The sequence below is a fragment of the Bradyrhizobium sp. USDA 4341 genome (assembly GCF_054063755.1).
On sequence record NZ_JBSSGO010000002.1, the window covers coordinates 2204570 to 2220559 of the forward strand.

The 15990-nt window shown below is 59.8% G+C and carries 17 protein-coding genes and 2 pseudogenes; 8 read left to right on the plus strand and 11 right to left on the minus strand.

Annotation, left to right across the window (positions count from 1 at the left end; genetic code table 11):
• Positions 1-50 precede the first annotated feature (50 nt).
• Together ACVIGB_RS16495 and ACVIGB_RS16500 are read left to right on the plus strand one after the other, a co-directional pair.
• On the plus strand, positions 51-1214 hold the full coding sequence (locus tag ACVIGB_RS16495; protein WP_456721828.1) for a molybdopterin-dependent oxidoreductase: 1164 nt from the start codon (positions 51-53) through the stop codon (positions 1212-1214).
• 10 nt (positions 1215-1224) lie between these two features.
• Positions 1225-1557: a cytochrome c gene (locus ACVIGB_RS16500; protein WP_456721827.1), complete on the plus strand. Its 333-nt coding sequence runs from the start codon at positions 1225-1227 to the stop codon at positions 1555-1557.
• Between the two features lie 716 nt (positions 1558-2273).
• On the opposite strand, the gene ACVIGB_RS16505 is transcribed toward ACVIGB_RS16500, so the two are convergent.
• Together ACVIGB_RS16505 and ACVIGB_RS16510 are read right to left on the minus strand one after the other, a co-directional pair.
• Positions 2274-2990 carry an LrgB family protein gene (locus ACVIGB_RS16505; RefSeq protein WP_456721826.1) on the minus strand — a complete coding sequence of 239 codons (717 nt, stop codon included), beginning with the start codon at positions 2988-2990 and terminating at the stop codon, positions 2274-2276.
• 19 nt (positions 2991-3009) lie between these two features.
• Positions 3010-3258 (minus strand): CidA/LrgA family protein, encoded by a 249-nt coding sequence (locus tag ACVIGB_RS16510; RefSeq protein WP_456721825.1) that lies wholly within the window; start codon positions 3256-3258, stop codon positions 3010-3012.
• 1379 nt (positions 3259-4637) lie between these two features.
• Between ACVIGB_RS16510 and ACVIGB_RS16515 the strand changes: the two genes are divergently transcribed.
• The 4 genes and pseudogenes from ACVIGB_RS16515 (at position 4638) to ACVIGB_RS16530 (ending at position 7484) form a co-directional block, all read left to right on the plus strand.
• Positions 4638-4820 carry a hypothetical protein gene (locus ACVIGB_RS16515; protein WP_171947680.1) on the plus strand — a complete coding sequence of 61 codons (183 nt, stop codon included), beginning with the start codon at positions 4638-4640 and terminating at the stop codon, positions 4818-4820.
• 240 nt (positions 4821-5060) lie between these two features.
• Entirely contained in the window at positions 5061-5243 is a 183-nt protein-coding gene (locus tag ACVIGB_RS16520; RefSeq protein WP_456721824.1) for a hypothetical protein, read from the plus strand.
• Positions 5244-5704: 461 nt separating this feature from the next.
• A pseudogene (locus ACVIGB_RS16525) lies at positions 5705-5940 on the plus strand (phosphotransferase); the annotation flags it as partial.
• Positions 5941-6326: 386 nt separating this feature from the next.
• Positions 6327-7484 (plus strand): peptidase M15, encoded by a 1158-nt coding sequence (locus ACVIGB_RS16530; protein ID WP_456721823.1) that lies wholly within the window; start codon positions 6327-6329, stop codon positions 7482-7484.
• A gap of 540 nt (positions 7485-8024) precedes the next feature.
• On the opposite strand, the gene ACVIGB_RS16535 is transcribed toward ACVIGB_RS16530, so the two are convergent.
• Positions 8025-8345 carry a hypothetical protein gene (locus tag ACVIGB_RS16535; protein ID WP_456721822.1) on the minus strand — a complete coding sequence of 107 codons (321 nt, stop codon included), beginning with the start codon at positions 8343-8345 and terminating at the stop codon, positions 8025-8027.
• 347 nt (positions 8346-8692) lie between these two features.
• On the opposite strand from ACVIGB_RS16535, the pseudogene ACVIGB_RS16540 reads away from it, so the two are divergent.
• Positions 8693-8954: pseudogene (locus ACVIGB_RS16540) on the plus strand (hypothetical protein); the annotation flags it as partial.
• A gap of 1203 nt (positions 8955-10157) precedes the next feature.
• Positions 10158-10403 carry a hypothetical protein gene (locus tag ACVIGB_RS16545; RefSeq protein WP_456721821.1) on the plus strand — a complete coding sequence of 82 codons (246 nt, stop codon included), beginning with the start codon at positions 10158-10160 and terminating at the stop codon, positions 10401-10403.
• 92 nt (positions 10404-10495) lie between these two features.
• Here ACVIGB_RS16545 and ACVIGB_RS16550 read toward each other — a convergent pair whose 3' ends face one another.
• The 8 genes from ACVIGB_RS16550 to ACVIGB_RS16585 all read right to left on the minus strand — a co-directional run bounded on the left by ACVIGB_RS16550 (position 10496) and on the right by ACVIGB_RS16585 (position 15772).
• Positions 10496-11218: a hypothetical protein gene (locus tag ACVIGB_RS16550; RefSeq protein WP_456721820.1), complete on the minus strand. Its 723-nt coding sequence runs from the start codon at positions 11216-11218 to the stop codon at positions 10496-10498.
• On the minus strand, positions 11179-11616 hold the full coding sequence (locus ACVIGB_RS16555; RefSeq protein ID WP_456721819.1) for an ABC transporter substrate-binding protein: 438 nt from the start codon (positions 11614-11616) through the stop codon (positions 11179-11181). The genes ACVIGB_RS16550 and ACVIGB_RS16555 overlap by 40 nt, the downstream gene beginning before the upstream one ends.
• 212 nt (positions 11617-11828) lie before the next feature.
• Positions 11829-11999, minus strand: a complete 171-nt coding sequence (locus ACVIGB_RS16560) for a DUF992 domain-containing protein (protein ID WP_456749164.1) — start codon at positions 11997-11999, stop codon at positions 11829-11831.
• Positions 12000-12032: 33 nt separating this feature from the next.
• Complete coding sequence (locus tag ACVIGB_RS16565; RefSeq protein ID WP_456721817.1) at positions 12033-12389, minus strand: HdeA/HdeB family chaperone; 357 nt, start codon at positions 12387-12389, stop codon at positions 12033-12035.
• 77 nt (positions 12390-12466) lie between these two features.
• Positions 12467-12934, minus strand: a complete 468-nt coding sequence (locus tag ACVIGB_RS16570) for a DUF992 domain-containing protein (protein WP_456721816.1) — start codon at positions 12932-12934, stop codon at positions 12467-12469.
• A 28-nt stretch (positions 12935-12962) separates the two neighbouring features.
• Positions 12963-13679, minus strand: coding sequence for an outer membrane protein (locus tag ACVIGB_RS16575; protein WP_456721815.1), 717 nt, complete (start codon positions 13677-13679; stop codon positions 12963-12965).
• A gap of 225 nt (positions 13680-13904) precedes the next feature.
• Positions 13905-14498 carry an outer membrane protein gene (locus ACVIGB_RS16580; RefSeq protein ID WP_456749165.1) on the minus strand — a complete coding sequence of 198 codons (594 nt, stop codon included), beginning with the start codon at positions 14496-14498 and terminating at the stop codon, positions 13905-13907.
• Between the two features lie 308 nt (positions 14499-14806).
• On the minus strand, positions 14807-15772 hold the full coding sequence (locus ACVIGB_RS16585) for a helix-turn-helix domain-containing protein (RefSeq protein ID WP_456721813.1): 966 nt from the start codon (positions 15770-15772) through the stop codon (positions 14807-14809).
• Positions 15773-15990: the final 218 nt, after the last annotated feature.

The window sequence follows — 15990 nt, forward strand, 5'->3', positions numbered from 1 at the left end:
CTCAAGCCCTGACTCGCCGTGCCATGCTTCGCACCATCGGAGTGGCGGGCATGGCACTTGCGTCCTCATCGGCCTGGGCAGATCAATCGGTGGAGCTGCCGATTGCCGGCGGTCCGCGACAGCGGCCGCTGACGCACGACTTCCCGCAGAAGGGACCCATGATCCTGCAGCGCACCCGGCCACCGCTGCTGGAAACTCCGATGGAAGTGTTCGATCGCGGTGTATTCACACCGAACGACCAGTTTTACGTGCGCTGGCACTGGGCCGTGATCCCGACATCGGTGGATGCGGCGGCCTTCCGGCTTTCCGTAAGCGGTCACGTCAATCAGGTGCTGTCGTTGTCGATCGGCGATCTGCTCAAGCTGCCTCGCGTGGAGCTTGCCGCCGTCAATCAGTGCTCCGGCAATTCCCGAGGCTTCTTTTCACCTCGTGTCCCCGGTGCGCAGTGGGCGCACGGCGCGATGGGCAATGCGCGATGGACGGGAGTGCTGCTCAAGGATGTGCTCGACCGCGCGGGCGTCAAGCCAGGCGCGATTCAGGTCCGCTTCAACGGACTGGATGAGCCTGTGGTACCCGAAGCGCCCGATTTCCGAAAGTCGCTCGACATCGATCACGCGCGCGACGGCGAAGTCATGATCGCCTTCGCGATGAACGGCGAGCAGCTGCCGTTGCTGAACGGCTTTCCGCTACGTCTGATCGTGCCCGGATGGTACTCGACCTATTGGGTCAAGATGCTCAGCGACATCGAAGTCCTTGATCGCGCGGACGACAATTACTGGATGGCGACCGCTTACACCATTCCGGATACGCCGCACGCCAACATCGCGCCGGGCCAGACCGGGGTAAAGATGGTTCCGATCAGCCGCATGGTGCCGCGGTCCTTCTTCACGAATGTTGCGGAAAATGCGTCACTTCCAGCCGCCGCCAGCGCAACAATCCGCGGGATTGCCTTCGGGGGCGACACGGCCGTCGCCAAGGTCGAGCTTTCGATGGATGACGGCCGGACCTGGCAACTCGCGACACTTGGCGATGACTTCGGAAAGTACAGCTTCCGCCGCTGGCAGATGAGCGTCCCCCAGTTGGAGAAGGGCCATCATTCGCTCATGGTCCGCTGCACGAATCTGAGCGGCGACGTTCAGCCCGCAATGCCCAACTGGAACAATAGCGGTTTCATGCTCAATGCCGTCGAGACGGCCCATATCACCGCCATTTAGGAGCAATTTCATGCGCCACGCCATCATTGCCCTCGGCGCCTCGTTCGCTGCCATGCTGACGCCGACCTCCGCCCGAGTCCAGCCCGCTCCGGCAATCACATCGACATCCGTGGAGCTTCCTGCGGGCGATGCGCTGTTTCCGGGTGGATCCAGTGCGGATGCCATCAACAACAACTGCCTGGCCTGTCACTCTGCAGACATGGTGTTGAACCAGCCTGCCCTCTCCAGGTCCGTCTGGGACTCCGAGGTCCGCAAGATGATCAAGGTCTACAGAGCGCCCATCGACGAGAGCGATGTACCCGCGATCGTCGACTATCTCGTCAGCACCAAGGGGACGAACTAGCGTCAGGCCTGCGACCAGCCCGAGCGGCGTTGTCCAGCCAGCGCTCGGTGTCTTCATCCGTCCAACCGGGAACGGCGAAGCGAGGACGGACGGACAACGCCGCACCCGGAGCTGCCAATTGTTGTCGATAGCCGTGCGCACGTGCCGCGGGGGCGGCCGGACCGTGCGTTGCCGCGGAAGCGGCGCACGAATTCAACAGAAGACCAAACGCCAGAAGACAACGCATTGAGATCACCCGAGATCGTTTGCACGATCGATGCGGCGTACGGGGCGTGCGACCAGATCCTGCGGATCACATCGCGGGAGGCTGGCCACCGAGCTTGGATGGATCGTCGTAGCTGGGCGTGTCGTCGTAGTAGGTCTGCGGTCGAGCGGCCGCATAGGACTCCCTCGGGACGGCGAAGTCCCCCAGCGATACGGTTTGCCCATGATGCGTCATGGCCCGATGTCGGGTGTGGGTACCATGCAAGGGCGCCGCGCTCGCACATGCGGTCAGTGAGATCAAGAAGCCTACGGCTAAAAGAGTACGCATCGAACTTTCTCCAGTTGTTCGCCTCCCGGAAGTGATGCGCGTCGTTCGTGATCCCAATCGGCACGGGCTGCACGAAATATCACATTGCTGGCATCGTCCCTCGCGGCGTCAGCGATCGCCCTTCGAGGCCGCAACGAGTCGAACCAGCGCACGCACAAGAGCTCAGAACAACAATCTGCGCCCGCTATTTCCAGTATTGGGCGACAAGCGGAACAACGAGTCCGATCAGGATGCCATTTAACCCGATGCCAACTGCCGCGAATGCGGCGCCAAGCTCGTTGCGTGCCGCCACCTGCGCGGCCGCGACGCCGCTCCCGGCAATTCCGGCCGCAAGACCATAGGCTCGCCAATCGTGGATGTTCAGCGCGGTCAACATTTTCCGACCGGCGACCGCCGCTACAATACCGCCAAGGATCGCGAGCGCTGCCGTCAGGGCCAGAATGCCACCGACCTGGCTGGAGACCGCTACCGCAATCGGCGTGGTAGCCGCTTTCGGCGCCATCGAGAACGCAACCGCGCGTGAGCCTCCAAGGAGCCACACCAGGCCAATCCCGCTGAGGACCGACGTGACGGAGCCCGCCATCAGTGCAAGTCCTACGCCCAGAAGATTCTCTTTGAGAAGCCGCGCGCTTCGCGCCAGCGGAACGGCCAAGGCGTCAGTTGCCGGCCCGAGCAGGAAATTGATGGGCTGGGTTGCCGCAAAATAGACCCTGTAATCGGTCCCGGTCATCACGACGGTGGAACCCGCGAGAATGATGGCCTTGAGCATCGGGCTTGCGAAGCTCGAACCACCGCAGGCCCGCTGCAGCGCGTTGCCGAGGGCGTAAGCCGCCAGCGTTACCACGAGCCAGAGCACGGGCGTCGCACCAAGCGAAATCCAGAGACGATCGATTGCAACCATGCCAACAGCCTGACGTCAGTCAACGCATCTCCACGCCCTGCACGGTGTCCGGCGACCGTCTCGCGGCGCAGCGGCGAATGCTCCAATGCATCACCAACCCGGTGACGGCGAAGCTCAGCAATGTCGATCCGATCAGGCCCGCAGCGATCGGCAGCCATTCCGCCCGCGGTACTCCAGTCTCCGCAATGAGACCAACGCCGGCCGGCACGAATAGAAGCCCCATGTGACGGATCAAGGCTTCGGCAGTGTGCTCCACGCCGGCAATCACCGGTGACTTCGCGGCCGGCCCTTCTTTTCTCAAGACCAGCGCGGCATGCCCAATTTGCTGCTCGGGCTGAAAACGCCGGAAAGGCCACTTCCGGCGATCGTCAGAGCCGCTCCGGACGTTTTGCAATTTGTTCGCAGACGATAGAGGATCTCAATCGAGACGCCCTCTACCCGTAGAGACTAGGGCGCGCCCATGCAATCGCACGATCGGGGGCGCTGGAGGAGGCAGCGGCGTTGTCGGAAGGCGCGGGGGTTCTGTCTCAATTCCGCAACAAACGAGGAGGTTCGTCCGTCAAGATGCAGTTACGACTCGTCACGTCACGCAAATCCGGCTCAAGTCCGTGGCCAGAATAATTTCGAGGGGGGCAATTCGTGAGCGAAACAAACAAGCGACCACAGGCGCTTAAGTCGAAAAAGCAAACCGCGACCATGAAGCGGAGAGCCCTGAAACCAAAATCCATCAAAGCCGCTGCTGTACCGATGAAAGCGCGAAGCCCGGAGGCTCCGCGCCCTTGATGTACGTTTGGCTTTTGAAGCCAACCGCAGCCGGTCGCATGAGCAACAGCCCGATCAGGCGCAGTCGTTGCCCCCAATCAAAGCGATCACGGGAGCCGACTTCTTCTCCTCGTCGTCGACGGCGAGGAAGGCAGTCACCAGTTGCTCGGATAGCCGACGGGATCGAAAGCCAGATCTATGCGTTGACTTGTTGAGCCCAAATAGGAGGTCAACGATGATTAACGACCGAAACCGACGGGCGCCGACAGCTTTAGAACGCGAAGCCCATAAGATATTTAAAGCGGTCAGGGCGAAACTATGACCGAATACGCGAAAGCGCAAAATGCACTCCACGACAATCGAGAGCGCCTAAAGGCCGAACGGCTGGCGCCGGAGGCTGAAGCGGCCAATCGCACAAAAACAGGTTAAGCGTCCGTCTGGATGACCGCGGAGGACCAAGCTTGGACCTCTGCCTGGTGGAGGGTGAAATGGCCCTACACTTTCGCAGCGTGGATACTGCTAAGGATCTGGAAATTTGGATCGCAAGCAGCGACGACTATTCATTCGTTATCAGCAGCGAGAGCCGAAGTGGACCTGGCTTACATGGAGCGCCCGGTTTTGTTGCGTCATATCGCCCAGACTTTCTGAATATGCCCGCGGCTCAAGTGTCCGGATCGCCCTTCAGCACGTTCGCTGAGGCCGAGCAGGCCTGCAACGCGTTCCTGCGTCGCCTCATTATCGAGGGATGACTACCGGAGACTCCCGACCGATCATAGGATCGGCGTGAGACCGGGATTTGAGCGCCAATAGGATTGCAGGCCAAAAAAGCGAAGTGTGGCAGGATCACTGGCTTGTAGCTGGCCACCGTCGGCGCATAGTCACCCGATGATCGAGCAGCGACCAGCTTTCATGGCTTGCAAAAATCCCGGCACCGGTTGGAGGATCGATATTCTGTGGCCCGATGGCGAAACGGAAGTCATCAAGGGCTTTGTTACGGAGCACGACGCGACCAAGTGGATTTCTGAGCACTCGACGACGCGGCAAGAAAATCCGAACCAACCGCGCTAGAGCGGCTGTTTCTAAGTTCCGCAGGGCGTCCCCACCATTTGCGAAAAAATTACCCCCTCCGGGGAAGCTTTCGCGCGCCCTAGTTTGCATCAGATTGACGCGAAACCCCTCTAACTGATCCCGTCGGCCCCGAACCGTGTTCCTACGGGCCGACATTGGCAGGCAACTTGCGATGCCTGCGCGAATAGTTCGGCGCCAGCTATTCTCTGTGTGCCGAACACAGACATTCGGAGCACGCAAATGAACATGCATCCTCGTTTTGAGACAGCTCGCGCGAACTCAATACGAGAGGTCGCGGTAGTCAGTAAGATCCTGACTGATCTTGTCCGCACCCTTGAGCTTCTCGAATCCGACATCGCGGCTGAAGAAGAACGCGCCAGTATTTCAGACCGATCCGACCCTAAGTATCCGATGCTGGCGTGATCGCTGATCGAGCGGCGAAACAATATCAAGATGACCATTGCCGCTCTTGAACAGCGGATCACCGAACGAGCGCATGGGGTGGCGACGGCGATGGACCAGCGACCGCGCGCACGGCCCGCGGCGACGTTGCGAGAGAGACCGTGCCCATCGGAATGTCTGAGCAGCAACGGTGACGCTCGTCCGATGTTCTCCACCGTAAAATCACGGACCCGACCTGAGCCTTAGCACCGCTTTCCCGCCCGTCTAGGTTGCGATACGGTGACCCTTTTCTTGATGGGGCATTTCAATGAACCGCTCGGTGTGGGCAACTCGCGTGCTGGTGAGCGAATCCGGCAGTACGTCCACCGATCGTCGGCTTTCCCGCCAACGGAGAAGGCCTGACAGGCGGCGGGCGCTTCAACACAGTCGGGCCCGACGCTCCTTGCTCGCTAAGTGAATATCGCCGGCAGCAAAAGAACAGCCGTCAGACCTGCGTCGTCCATGACGACCCCAACCCGCGCAACATCCGCATGACCGCAGATCGGGGCGCGCTGATCGACTGGGGCGAGTCGCATGTTGACGTCCCCGATCTCGACCTAGCGCTGCCTCACAACGCCGCCGGTCTCGATGGCGGCGCGCAGAGATCGCCGCGCAAGCCATCGGCGTATAGGAATTCGCCGTCTGCTGGGACCACGCGTACGCAATCAAGCGGCTTGCCACGTTCGAGCGGTCTGAGCAGCGGCAGCGGCTCGACGACCGCTATGCGGCGAAAACCGTCGATGAACGCGGAGCCTCGCGATTTCCGCTTCGCCCTCGGAAGTCGACGTTGACGAGTACACGTCCTGGCAAGGGAGGAGTTTGGTTGAATCGGCTTATCGCGGTTTCGTCTCACCTCTCTCGCCGGGAGAGGTGAACCTTCGGCGCCGTTCCAATTCGACGGTCTCGGAAAAGTCCCACTAGGGCGCGAGTTGCATTCGGGCAACATCGTTCGGAAAGATGGCTCGTTAACCTTCCTTCGGCATTGCGCGACCACGCCCTGAGCGGACAATCGGCCTCGTCACATGCTGCAATCTGGCTCCCGAGGAGCTTGCGGAGGCTGGGATAATGAACTCGCGGCGGGTGCGGGCGGCGGCGTTGGGCGGGACGGTCGTTCTGTCGGGCTGTATTGTCTCCTGGTTTGCGGCGTTCGGTTCGGCTGGCATCGAGAAGATCGGTGCGTCAGTCACCGGTGCATCAGTTGATGGCTCCCGCGTACCCGCTATCGTCGCCGATGCCCTATCGGCGACATCGCCAGCAACTGCCACGTCGAACGCTGCCGTCGACGGTCCTTATGCTGTGACCATGAGCGAACAGGCTGCGGTGGCGACCACCAATGCTGGGCCGACCGGGCACGAGACGGAACCTGTTGTCGCGGCCGCGTTGACCGATCCGGCGCTTCCGCCGGACACTCAACCGGTGCAGGCGCCGGCAGCGAACACGCCGGATCCGGAGCCTGGCGTGGTCAAGGCGGCAGTGGACTCCGTCGAAGTCCTCGACGAGTGTTGGGACGTCAACGCCTGCATCGACCGCTATCTGTGGGCGCTCTACCAAAGGACGCCTAAGGAAGATACCATCAAGGTGCCGGAGCGGAGGGAGGTAACGGTCAAGAGAAGGAAGAAGATAGTGACGGTCACCAGAACCTTCACCAGGCTTGTCGATGAGGATTTCGCCTGGAGGGACATCAGGGCGGCCGAAAGAGTCGACATGCCCATGATGGACTACGTCATGCGCGGCGTCGATCGGAGCTTCAAGCTGAAGCTCTTTCATGCACTTCTCGCGGCGGAACAGGCCGGCCTGTCGCCCGGCATCACCAGCGCGTTCCGCGATGACTACCGCCAGTCGATTGCAAGCGGGCTGAAGGCGGCCAGCAACAGGTCGTATCACGGCGGCAGCCTCCGTGGCGGCTACGGCCATGGGCTCGCGGCCGACATCGTCAGCATCGACGGCGCGACGCGCGACGACCGTTGGAGATCGTCGGAAAAGCTATGGAAATGGGTCGACGCGCACGGCAAGGAGTTTGGCGTCACGCGCCCCTATCTCGATTTTGACCCGGCCCATCTGGCGCCGATCGATGGCCAGGAAAATGCCGCTCACCGCGGTGGCGCCAAAACGCGGCACGCGGCGCTGGACGCGAAGACGCGCAGCCGTCACGCGGCGCACGATAATCACGCCGCAGTGAAACGTGCAAAGACCGCGAAATCATCGAAGGTGCGAACGATCTGAGCGACTATGGTGAGTTTCTGCTATCGCTCAGCCGTATCAAGCGGGCGCGTCTCGGGCGCTGTGGTAGCAAATGACCTCGCGCGACCTCCTCACCAAATTCCCGAGCCGGATGCTCGCCCAGTGTGAACCCCATTACGACGACGTATTTCCGTTTTGGGTTTATGGTGCGCTCAGAGGGCGTTCGTATTTGCTGCGATTTTAATGGCTTACGAGAATGGGTGAAGACTTTTGGTGCGTTTCCCGCCGATAAGTTTCTTTCGGAAGCAACACCCAAGCTGGCACCAAATCTAGCGCGGCTTCCCTTCCACTCCTACACCACCGCCCTTTGCTCGGGGCCGTCATTTCAGGGCAATATTCGGCGTTGCCTGGGCTGTAGGCCTACAAAGGCACGACCCGGTTCGTGGCGCACGCCCGCCCGCTTTGGCCGAGCGCGTCGAATGATGTCGGGGAACGCAATCGCGCTATCTTTTGACCCGCGGCGCCCCCAAGAGGACGCAATTCTCACAGTCAGGAGACGTATCCTCAAAATGACGTTCCCGACTATTCATCCAGATTCTTTAAACCAAGGTCTGCCAGATCTTTTGCACGATCGAAAAGAAACTCTGCGGTTGTTAGAGCCACCTGCTCATCAGTGTACTCCTTGAGTGTGAGGGTCCGGCTTGCGTCATCGAGCTTCCCTCCCTTGAACATCTTGAACCGTCGCAGATGGATCATCGAACCCAACGAATAATCGCTAGAATCGGGCCGGGCCACCAAGCCACGAGCCGCATAGTTCCGAAGCTCCTCGTATGCCAACACGTCGTCCATCGCTTTCGTAAGTTTCTCGGCATATGGACTCAATGGGCCATCGACTGTGAGCATGGCCTTTATCTTGTCCGCCCCAGTTTTCGCATCCGGCCACTCATAACGGTCTGGTTGCAGGTTCGAGTCCTGCCGGGCCCACCAAGAAGATCAATATTATCTTACTGGATCCTGGTTGCCCCCAGCGCGACGACCGCATCAGAAACCGCACCAGATACGTGCTCTTTTCGTTCGTGCGCAAATTCGCGAAGGCGTCGGGCAAACTTGCGTGCTGGTGAGTGAATCCGACAGTACGATCGTCGGCTTTCTCGCCAACGGAAAAGGCCTGACAGGCGGAGGGCACTTCCACGCAGTTGGGCCCCGCGGCTCCTTGCTCCCCAAGTGAATATCGCCGGCAACAAAAGAACGGCCGTCAGACCTGCGTCGTCCATGGCGGCCCCAACCCGCGCAACTTCCGCATGACCGCAGATCGGGGCGCGCTGATCGATCGATCTCGACCTGGTGCTGCCTCACAACGCCGCGGGTCTCGATGGCGGCACGCATGAGATCGCCGCGCAAGCATCGGTCGCATGGGAATCCGCCGGCCTAGCGCGGATCGCGCGAATGCGGCCGAACTCGAACCCATATGCGAGCGGAATCAAATTCAACTACATGGCCGACGTCATATAGCCATGCAGTAGTTAGCGCTGATCCATTCGCTTTTCGTGGGTTCGAGCCCGTTGGTCCGCTTCATCGCGAGACCCACCATTTCGGAGGCACTGTCTTCCTACCGGAGAGCAGCCCAACTCGAACGTTGCGTCTTGATAGTCTGCCAAAAGCCACCGTCCGTGCACGGTCCATCCAGCGCCAGCTTGGCGCAATGAGCCGCTTTTGCTACGGCAATGGCGCGCCGAGACTTTTTAGCTCACTGTCCGCTTTTGCATAGTCCATGCCGCGAGGCTTCTGATAATCACGTCAAGCCTGATCAGTACAATGTAGGGCGACAACATGGATAGCGCCGGAGAAGAAAATGTCACCGATTATTCGTGTCATGACTTTAAGTCTCACCGTAATTCTCGGTCTCGTCACCTTTGGTGGCGGTCGGAGTGAAGCGTACTATAGAGCAGGTGCTGCGGGATGTGGACCAAGAGGTTGCGCTGCAGCTCGCTGCGGGCCACGGGGATGTGCGGCGGTTGGAGTTGGCCGGTACGGATACCGCAGAGGAGCCGTTGGAGTGCGTCGATACTGACGGGCGCACGCTCGAGGTTACCTATCAAGCGAGACACGGCCGCGTGTTACGCCTCCAAGCTCCCCTCGCGAAGTGGTAGAGGCGGCGCTGGTCCATGTGATCAAACCCTTGGGCGCTGTTCTCTACGGCGCGCGGTCGCCGTACCCGCCCAGAAGCCGGAGCACCTAATGTGAGTTCCCAAGAGGAATTAGTGGGTTGTCTACTGCAATTGACAGACGTTCTCGCGCGTCGGCTGTCAATCGTGCGGGATGGCAACAAACCGTGCGTCGCCAACGCGCAGGAGCGCGATGCCGACGGGATCAACGGCGGGAATCCGCGGCCCAGCGCGCTCCGATGGTACCTGCCGAGTTCGCTCGCCCGTCCTACGGTAGCGGCCACGTCAAGCCTTCAAATTACGGCGCGGTCTGTTTTTGCACAGCGCGATGCGACGCCACCCGCAAAATTGTGAAAGTAACATCTGGCATGTAACCGGCGTGCGACCGCTTGCGGCGATGGCGGCTTTTCGCTTTTGGAGTAACGCACCAACCATAATGAGGTACGTTAATGACGCGATTGGTGCTTGGCCTCCCTCGTCCCTACCGCGGCTGACTTGTTATTGTGCTTGTCGCGATGCTGATCGAGATCGCCACGAGCCTGGCAGCTCCATGGCCATCAAGCTTGTCCTCGACGACGCGCTTGGAAATCACAGGCTGCCCGAATGGCTGGCCTGGGCTCACAATTATGGCTTCGGACACCACACGCTCGGTGTAGCGCTATTCGCTGGGACGGCGACGCTGGCTATTGCCGTCCTGTGGAGGGGACCGGTCCCACGCTTAATGGCCGGCGAAGGCGATCCCTATTACACCATCGGGGAAGTATGGCTGGCACGGCTCGTGCGACGAGGCGAGTAGAGCGACAAGGGCGGCCGGACTGTCGCGGCCCGTACTGATCCAGATCTAGGATGCGGAGTTTTTTCCCAGCGGAGTGAGTGTTCGTGCACGCGCTAATTGCTTGCCGGGCGAACCGATGTGTGGGCAAGCCGGGTCCGGCAATGGCTCATCAAGTATTGGAGCCGGTGGGCGGCAAGGCCTAGCGCAGCCATCTCGGCGCCGTCGGCGCCCTCACCGCCTGCATTCCTGGCGAGTTCAGCCTTGAGGATGCCGTCAATTCTCCGTTCGATCTGGTCCAGTTCGGTCTCGCTCTTCGCCGTCCTGATCTCGTTGCCAAGCTCGTAAAGCGGCTCCAGCATACTTTGCGGTCCACTGCCTGAGCGGGCGAAACGCCAGGCTGCCACGAGGATGGAGATCAGCGAGCCCAGCAACAGCGACCCGTAGTAAAGCTTGTCGTCGTATTTGTCGAAGAAGCTCTGCTGGTTGCCATTGTAGTAGGTCGCAGCTCCCGGATGGATCGGGATCAACGCGTCCGCATCCGTGCTCGGTGCGGCGGCCTGGGCCAATATCGGAAACTGAGACAGCAGATCCCGTTTTACATCGACCAGCGACTGCGCCAGATCGGTAATGGCATCGGCATCGACTGACTTGTTGGCGACGAGAAAGTACGACAAGCGCAGCGATGTCAAGTCATCGGAGGGAACCGGCGGAGCGCCCCGCAAGGTGCCCTTCGGGATATCATAGCTCTCGTATTGCTGCGCGACGTTGGCGACTGCGCCGGCCGACTCGATTTCGATCAGTTTTGGCGCCGCCCCTTTGCCCCGTTCCTGGTGCAAGAATTGCCTGACTTTGGCGAGGTATTTTCGGTCAAGGGAACCACGACCAGCAAGGCGTGAACTTTTCCTGACGCGAGCGACGCCGCGGCATCGTTGATGGCAACATTCTGAAAGGTGACCTTGGCGCGGTCGAATTGATACACCTGCTTGAGGGCCTCAACTGTCGGAGCGTTGATGGCGCCGTCGACGACGCCAATGGTCATGTCGTGCAGATCACCGAGGCTGTCGGCGCCGACGGCTGCGGGCGTCACGATCAGGACCACCCCATGGGTCAGGAGCAGAACGCTCCGCGCATCAGCCAGACCTTTGGTATCGCCTCGAACGATAGCAAGATCAGCCTTCCCCGCTGCCAGCAGTTCGGCGGCCTTCGCTGAACTTCCGGCATCGCTGACCTTCAACCGAACATGCGAGTTCGACGCCGACAGGCGCGCAGCTATCGCCGAGATCAGCGCCAGCGACTCGCCATCGGCCGACCCGGCGGCCACGGTGAGCACAACAGGCTTTGCGAAGTAGCGATACCCGAACCATCCGCCGCCGATCGCCGCGGCCGTGGCCGCTCCGACAATCAATATCCTAAGCCATCGCGGCCACAGATTGATTGCGAGGGTGCTCATGGCATCACGGTACGAGCGGAGGCATCAGCTCGGATACCCCTAGGGTTGGCGCCAACGCCCACACCGAGGGAGACGCCGCCGCTAGCACCGACATACTCGCCCGCAAGCACGCCCGTCCGCGTCCCCCGGTGCTTCGCAAAGGACAACATCCTCGGGTCTCCCATCATCGAGCACCGGGCCTAGCGAATGGCGCTGTTGTCTCAATCAGCCTTCATCCGGATTCCCAGTTTCGCCCGCTCATCCTTGAATACCACAGCGATGGCTTCGATAATGAGCTTGTCTTGATTTGCCTTGCAGTACTCGATCACCTCGTGCTCCACGACCTTTCCCTTCCTGAGATCCAGGTAGTGCTTCTTGGCCAGGCCGTTGTACCAACCGCTGTACCAGGACGTCAGGGCGTCCGCGTCTTCCTGGTAGGTACCCGCGAGTTGGGCGCATGTCAGTTTTTGCACATCGATGAAGCCGTTGCTGTCAACATAGGCCGAAAGCGGCGTCTGGGCCGAGGCGCTGGAGCAGGCAATTGTCGCAGCCGTAGCGAGAACGAAGTAAAGCCGCATTCTAAACCCTCTGGTTTCTTGTCCCTTGCATAACTCGAACTGTGTTCCGCGTGGCCAGGTGCACTGGCTCAAGGGATCTATCTCAATTGAAGTGCGGACAGACCAAGCGTGACATCCAGCGCGACCGAGCCCTCGACTGATACCGGTTGCAACGCGAAGCTTCTGTTGGATCCACCGACCAGAACATTTGCTCCAACGCCAAGTCCCAACGCCACGTCACCGCTTGCACCGACATAGGTGCCGGCCAGAGCGCCGGCGGGAACGCCGGCGGTGGGCGCCAGAACGCCCCACGCCAAGGCGCCGCCACCGATTATCCCAATATCAATTCCCACCGTGTTGAGCGCGCCTTCGTAGAACTGCGGGGGACCGGGCATCGACGGCACGAAGCGGCACTCCATCGACTGGTGGCCGGCGATAATGAATCCAATGCTCGGGTTAAGCTTGCAACTGAGCATACCCGTCTGGGTCCATGTCGGCGTCTGGGCCGAAGCAGGAGCGGCAAGTGCAACCAACGTTGCACAAAGAGCCAACGCTTTAGGATTCATGATAACGTCCTACCCCGCATCTTCTGTTTCAAAATCGATAGTTGATGCCGCCGCGGAAGGTATTGAGCTTGTCAGTGCTTGCACCGGTGCCGACCACCTGGGTGTAGAGATATTCACCCTTCAGCGACCAGTTCGGCGTGAAGCCATATTCGATACCCAAGCCGGCAACGATGCCAGGACGCCAGGCCGAGGCTGCGCAATTTGGAAATACGCCGAGCGTACCACATGGGACGCCGGCAATTGAGGTGCCATTCGCGCTCGATTTCACGAAAGCAGCACCACCGGTGACATACAAAAGCAGATTGCTGACGGCGACGCCGACTCGCGCCCGAGCCGTTCCAACGGCGCTGATGTTCGACGCGATATTGAGTGTGATACCCTGCCCGATGCCAGCGATAGCCGGACTTATGATGCCGCTGCCCTTCACGTTCGCCCAATCAAGATCGCCCTCAAGGCCGATGACCACATATCCCTGCTGGATTTGGGCACCCATGGTGCCGCCGAACATTCCGCCACTGGTATCGAAGCTTGCGCGGTCAAACCTGCCAGAGACGAGCGTCAGCGGGTCTTGCGTGCCCCAACCGTACCCGCCGTTCACACCGACATAAAGGCCGGTCCAATTATAGACTTGGGCCGCCACCGGCGCGCTCTTGTAGCTCTGCACGGGAAGGTCTGCCGCAAAGGCGCAGGTAGAACTGACGGCAGCAAATGCTGCTCCAATGATAAGTTTCTTCATGTCGTCCATCACGAAAATTTCACCCCAAATTGCTGTAGAGGCCAACAAGGGCCGGCTGCCAAGCCGGCCTTCGCCGGCAAAGATCAGTAAGCCGTAGCGACGGGTCCACCGAATTTGTAGTTTACGCGCACGGTGATCAGATCCACGTCTTGGCTGATCTGATTGACGACAGCAGCGGCGCCTGCGGGTACCGAGAATGAATTGTTGGCGTTACCCATGATCAAACGATCGTATTCAATGGCGGCCGACCAGTTCGGGGGTGAAGCCGTACTCAAACCCGACGCCGACGGCACCGCCCCAACGGGTCGAGGTCGCATAGTTCAGGCCAACGCCTCCAAACGTGGTCGCTTGAAGAAGATTGTTGTCCGTCACTGCCGCGCCGCCTTTCAAATACAGCAGCGCTGCATTCCAGGCGTAGCCGATCTGGCCGGTGAAAAGGCCCAGACTGGTAACCTTGGAAGAATCGGTAAGAAGCGGATTGACAATGCTCACGTGCGAACTGCGCATATTTGCCCAGTCGCCCTGGCCTTCCAAACCGAACACAAACTGACCGGCCTGCCAACGGTAGCCCAGCTGTCCACCGATGACGCCGCCAGACTGACTGTGGCAACCATCCGGAATGACCAAGCCACCTGCCGGTACGACACCCCAGCAATTGCGGCCCGAGCCATAGCCGCCGTTACCGCCGATGTAGAATCCGGTCCAGTCGTAGATGGCAGCCATCAACGGGGCCTTGACCGGGGCGTAAGGCCGCTGCGGCAGGTCGGCAGCGAGTGCGGGGGCAGCGAATGCAGTGAATGCAGCAGCTGTGAGTACGATCTTTCTCATTTCAAAATCCTCTGGAAACACATCGGCCGCAAGTTGAAGGCCTGTACCGAAAAGTATTTAGGTCAACTCCCGGTCGCTATGTAAAATCGGACAACCAATTGAAAGAAGTTGGCCGTTGCAAATTCGGTACACTGCAGCGTGACGGTTCTGTTTCTGACCAAACCAAAGCTGTTCGACACACCAACAGTTAACTGTCGTATGCCATTGCTCAGGCGATCGCGCCCACTCTTCCCGGCGCGCCCGGAGACGTGACTTGCACTCTGCAACTTTGCGCATTGCGGGCTGACGATGGCTGAAAACAAGTCGTTTCATCGCGCTCTTTGCACCCGCGACCTCGCCACCGTCTCCGACGGGCGCTCTCCAAAAAGGGATTTGTATTCCGAGGCAAAACGACCGAATTCAGTAACCCCGTGTTCACTCATGGTGTCGGTGACTTTGCCTGACGACCCGCATTTTCCGCGGAGTGCACGTCGAACCATGTTGAGCTGACGTAGCTTAAGATAGCTTGCCGGTCCAACGCCGAGCTGTTGCCGAAACGTCCTCAGGAGCGTCCGGCTTGTTACGTCAGCCGCAACGGCTAGGTCAGCAACCTGAAGCCCTCCCCATTTCTGACCATCGGCGTGCTCCAGCGCTTTTGTCACGATGTCACTGGACAATCGCGACCTTTCCGGCGGCAGGTACGTTTCGTTGTCCAAGCCCGCAATTGCGCCGATCAATGCGTTGAGCAGCCGGGCAATACCAAGTCCGTGGAGCGTCGACGTTTGCTCTCTGCGAGCGAGCGCGGCCGTGCTCGCGATTGCCGCAGTCAAACGATTGAGAAGTTGTTTCGGGGATGAAATGACGCATTTTTCCTTCTTGAGCCATGCAAGATGGTTTCTGCCGCTCCTGATAACAAATGTTTCAAAGAGTCCAGCGGGCATCGAAATCGACGTCCAACGATGGATGCCGCGCGACGCGAACGTAAAATCGCTACCAGGCGGAAGCACCACGAAGTCGTGAGGCTGAAGGACTTGACCGTCAAAAATCAGGCGATCAGCAATTTGATCATCCTGAAAGAAGAAGCTCAAGGCATCTGGACACGAAATGCCGTGCAATATCTTGGAGCCTCCCTCCAGGCCAAACTGCAAGACGATCGAACCCAAATTACAGTGATCGACCGACCAAGGAGCTTGACTGGGACCAGTCAGCAGGAAACTCCCCATCGCTCCAATAACCATGTCGGAATATTCGTCAAAGCTAAGGCTGTATGATGCTACGTCGCTAGCGGCCGCCAACGGAAAAGTCCTCCCACCCGGTTTCCTACAAGCTCGCCTACGGATTCATCTCGATACACAGCTTCGCGCGCATAGCCTTGAACACGATAGCAATCGCTTCGACGACCAGCTTGCTCGTATCGGCCTTGCAGTACTGGATGACTTCGTGCCCGCTTCTTCCGCTCCCTCGACGTTGAGACGATGGTTACGTGCGAGACCGTTGTACCAACCGCTTGATG

What these genes read in the sequence shown, in the direction of transcription:
- ACVIGB_RS16495 (WP_456721828.1), top strand. Translation starts at nt 51, where the DNA reads ATGGCACTTGCGTCCTCATCGGCCTGGGCAGATCAATCGGTGGAGCTG.
- ACVIGB_RS16500 (WP_456721827.1), top strand. Translation starts at nt 1,225, where the DNA reads ATGCGCCACGCCATCATTGCCCTCGGCGCCTCGTTCGCTGCCATGCTG.
- ACVIGB_RS16505 (WP_456721826.1), bottom strand. Translation starts at nt 2,990, where the DNA reads ATGGTTGCAATCGATCGTCTCTGGATTTCGCTTGGTGCGACGCCCGTG.
- ACVIGB_RS16515 (WP_171947680.1), top strand. Translation starts at nt 4,638, where the DNA reads ATGATCGAGCAGCGACCAGCTTTCATGGCTTGCAAAAATCCCGGCACC.
- ACVIGB_RS16520 (WP_456721824.1), top strand. Translation starts at nt 5,061, where the DNA reads ATGAACATGCATCCTCGTTTTGAGACAGCTCGCGCGAACTCAATACGA.
- ACVIGB_RS16530 (WP_456721823.1), top strand. Translation starts at nt 6,327, where the DNA reads ATGAACTCGCGGCGGGTGCGGGCGGCGGCGTTGGGCGGGACGGTCGTT.
- ACVIGB_RS16535 (WP_456721822.1), bottom strand. Translation starts at nt 8,345, where the DNA reads ATGCTCACAGTCGATGGCCCATTGAGTCCATATGCCGAGAAACTTACG.
- ACVIGB_RS16545 (WP_456721821.1), top strand. Translation starts at nt 10,158, where the DNA reads ATGGCCATCAAGCTTGTCCTCGACGACGCGCTTGGAAATCACAGGCTG.
- ACVIGB_RS16560 (WP_456749164.1), bottom strand. Translation starts at nt 11,999, where the DNA reads ATGATGGGAGACCCGAGGATGTTGTCCTTTGCGAAGCACCGGGGGACG.
- ACVIGB_RS16565 (WP_456721817.1), bottom strand. Translation starts at nt 12,389, where the DNA reads ATGCGGCTTTACTTCGTTCTCGCTACGGCTGCGACAATTGCCTGCTCC.
- ACVIGB_RS16570 (WP_456721816.1), bottom strand. Translation starts at nt 12,934, where the DNA reads ATGAATCCTAAAGCGTTGGCTCTTTGTGCAACGTTGGTTGCACTTGCC.
- ACVIGB_RS16575 (WP_456721815.1), bottom strand. Translation starts at nt 13,679, where the DNA reads ATGGACGACATGAAGAAACTTATCATTGGAGCAGCATTTGCTGCCGTC.
- ACVIGB_RS16580 (WP_456749165.1), bottom strand. Translation starts at nt 14,498, where the DNA reads ATGAGAAAGATCGTACTCACAGCTGCTGCATTCACTGCATTCGCTGCC.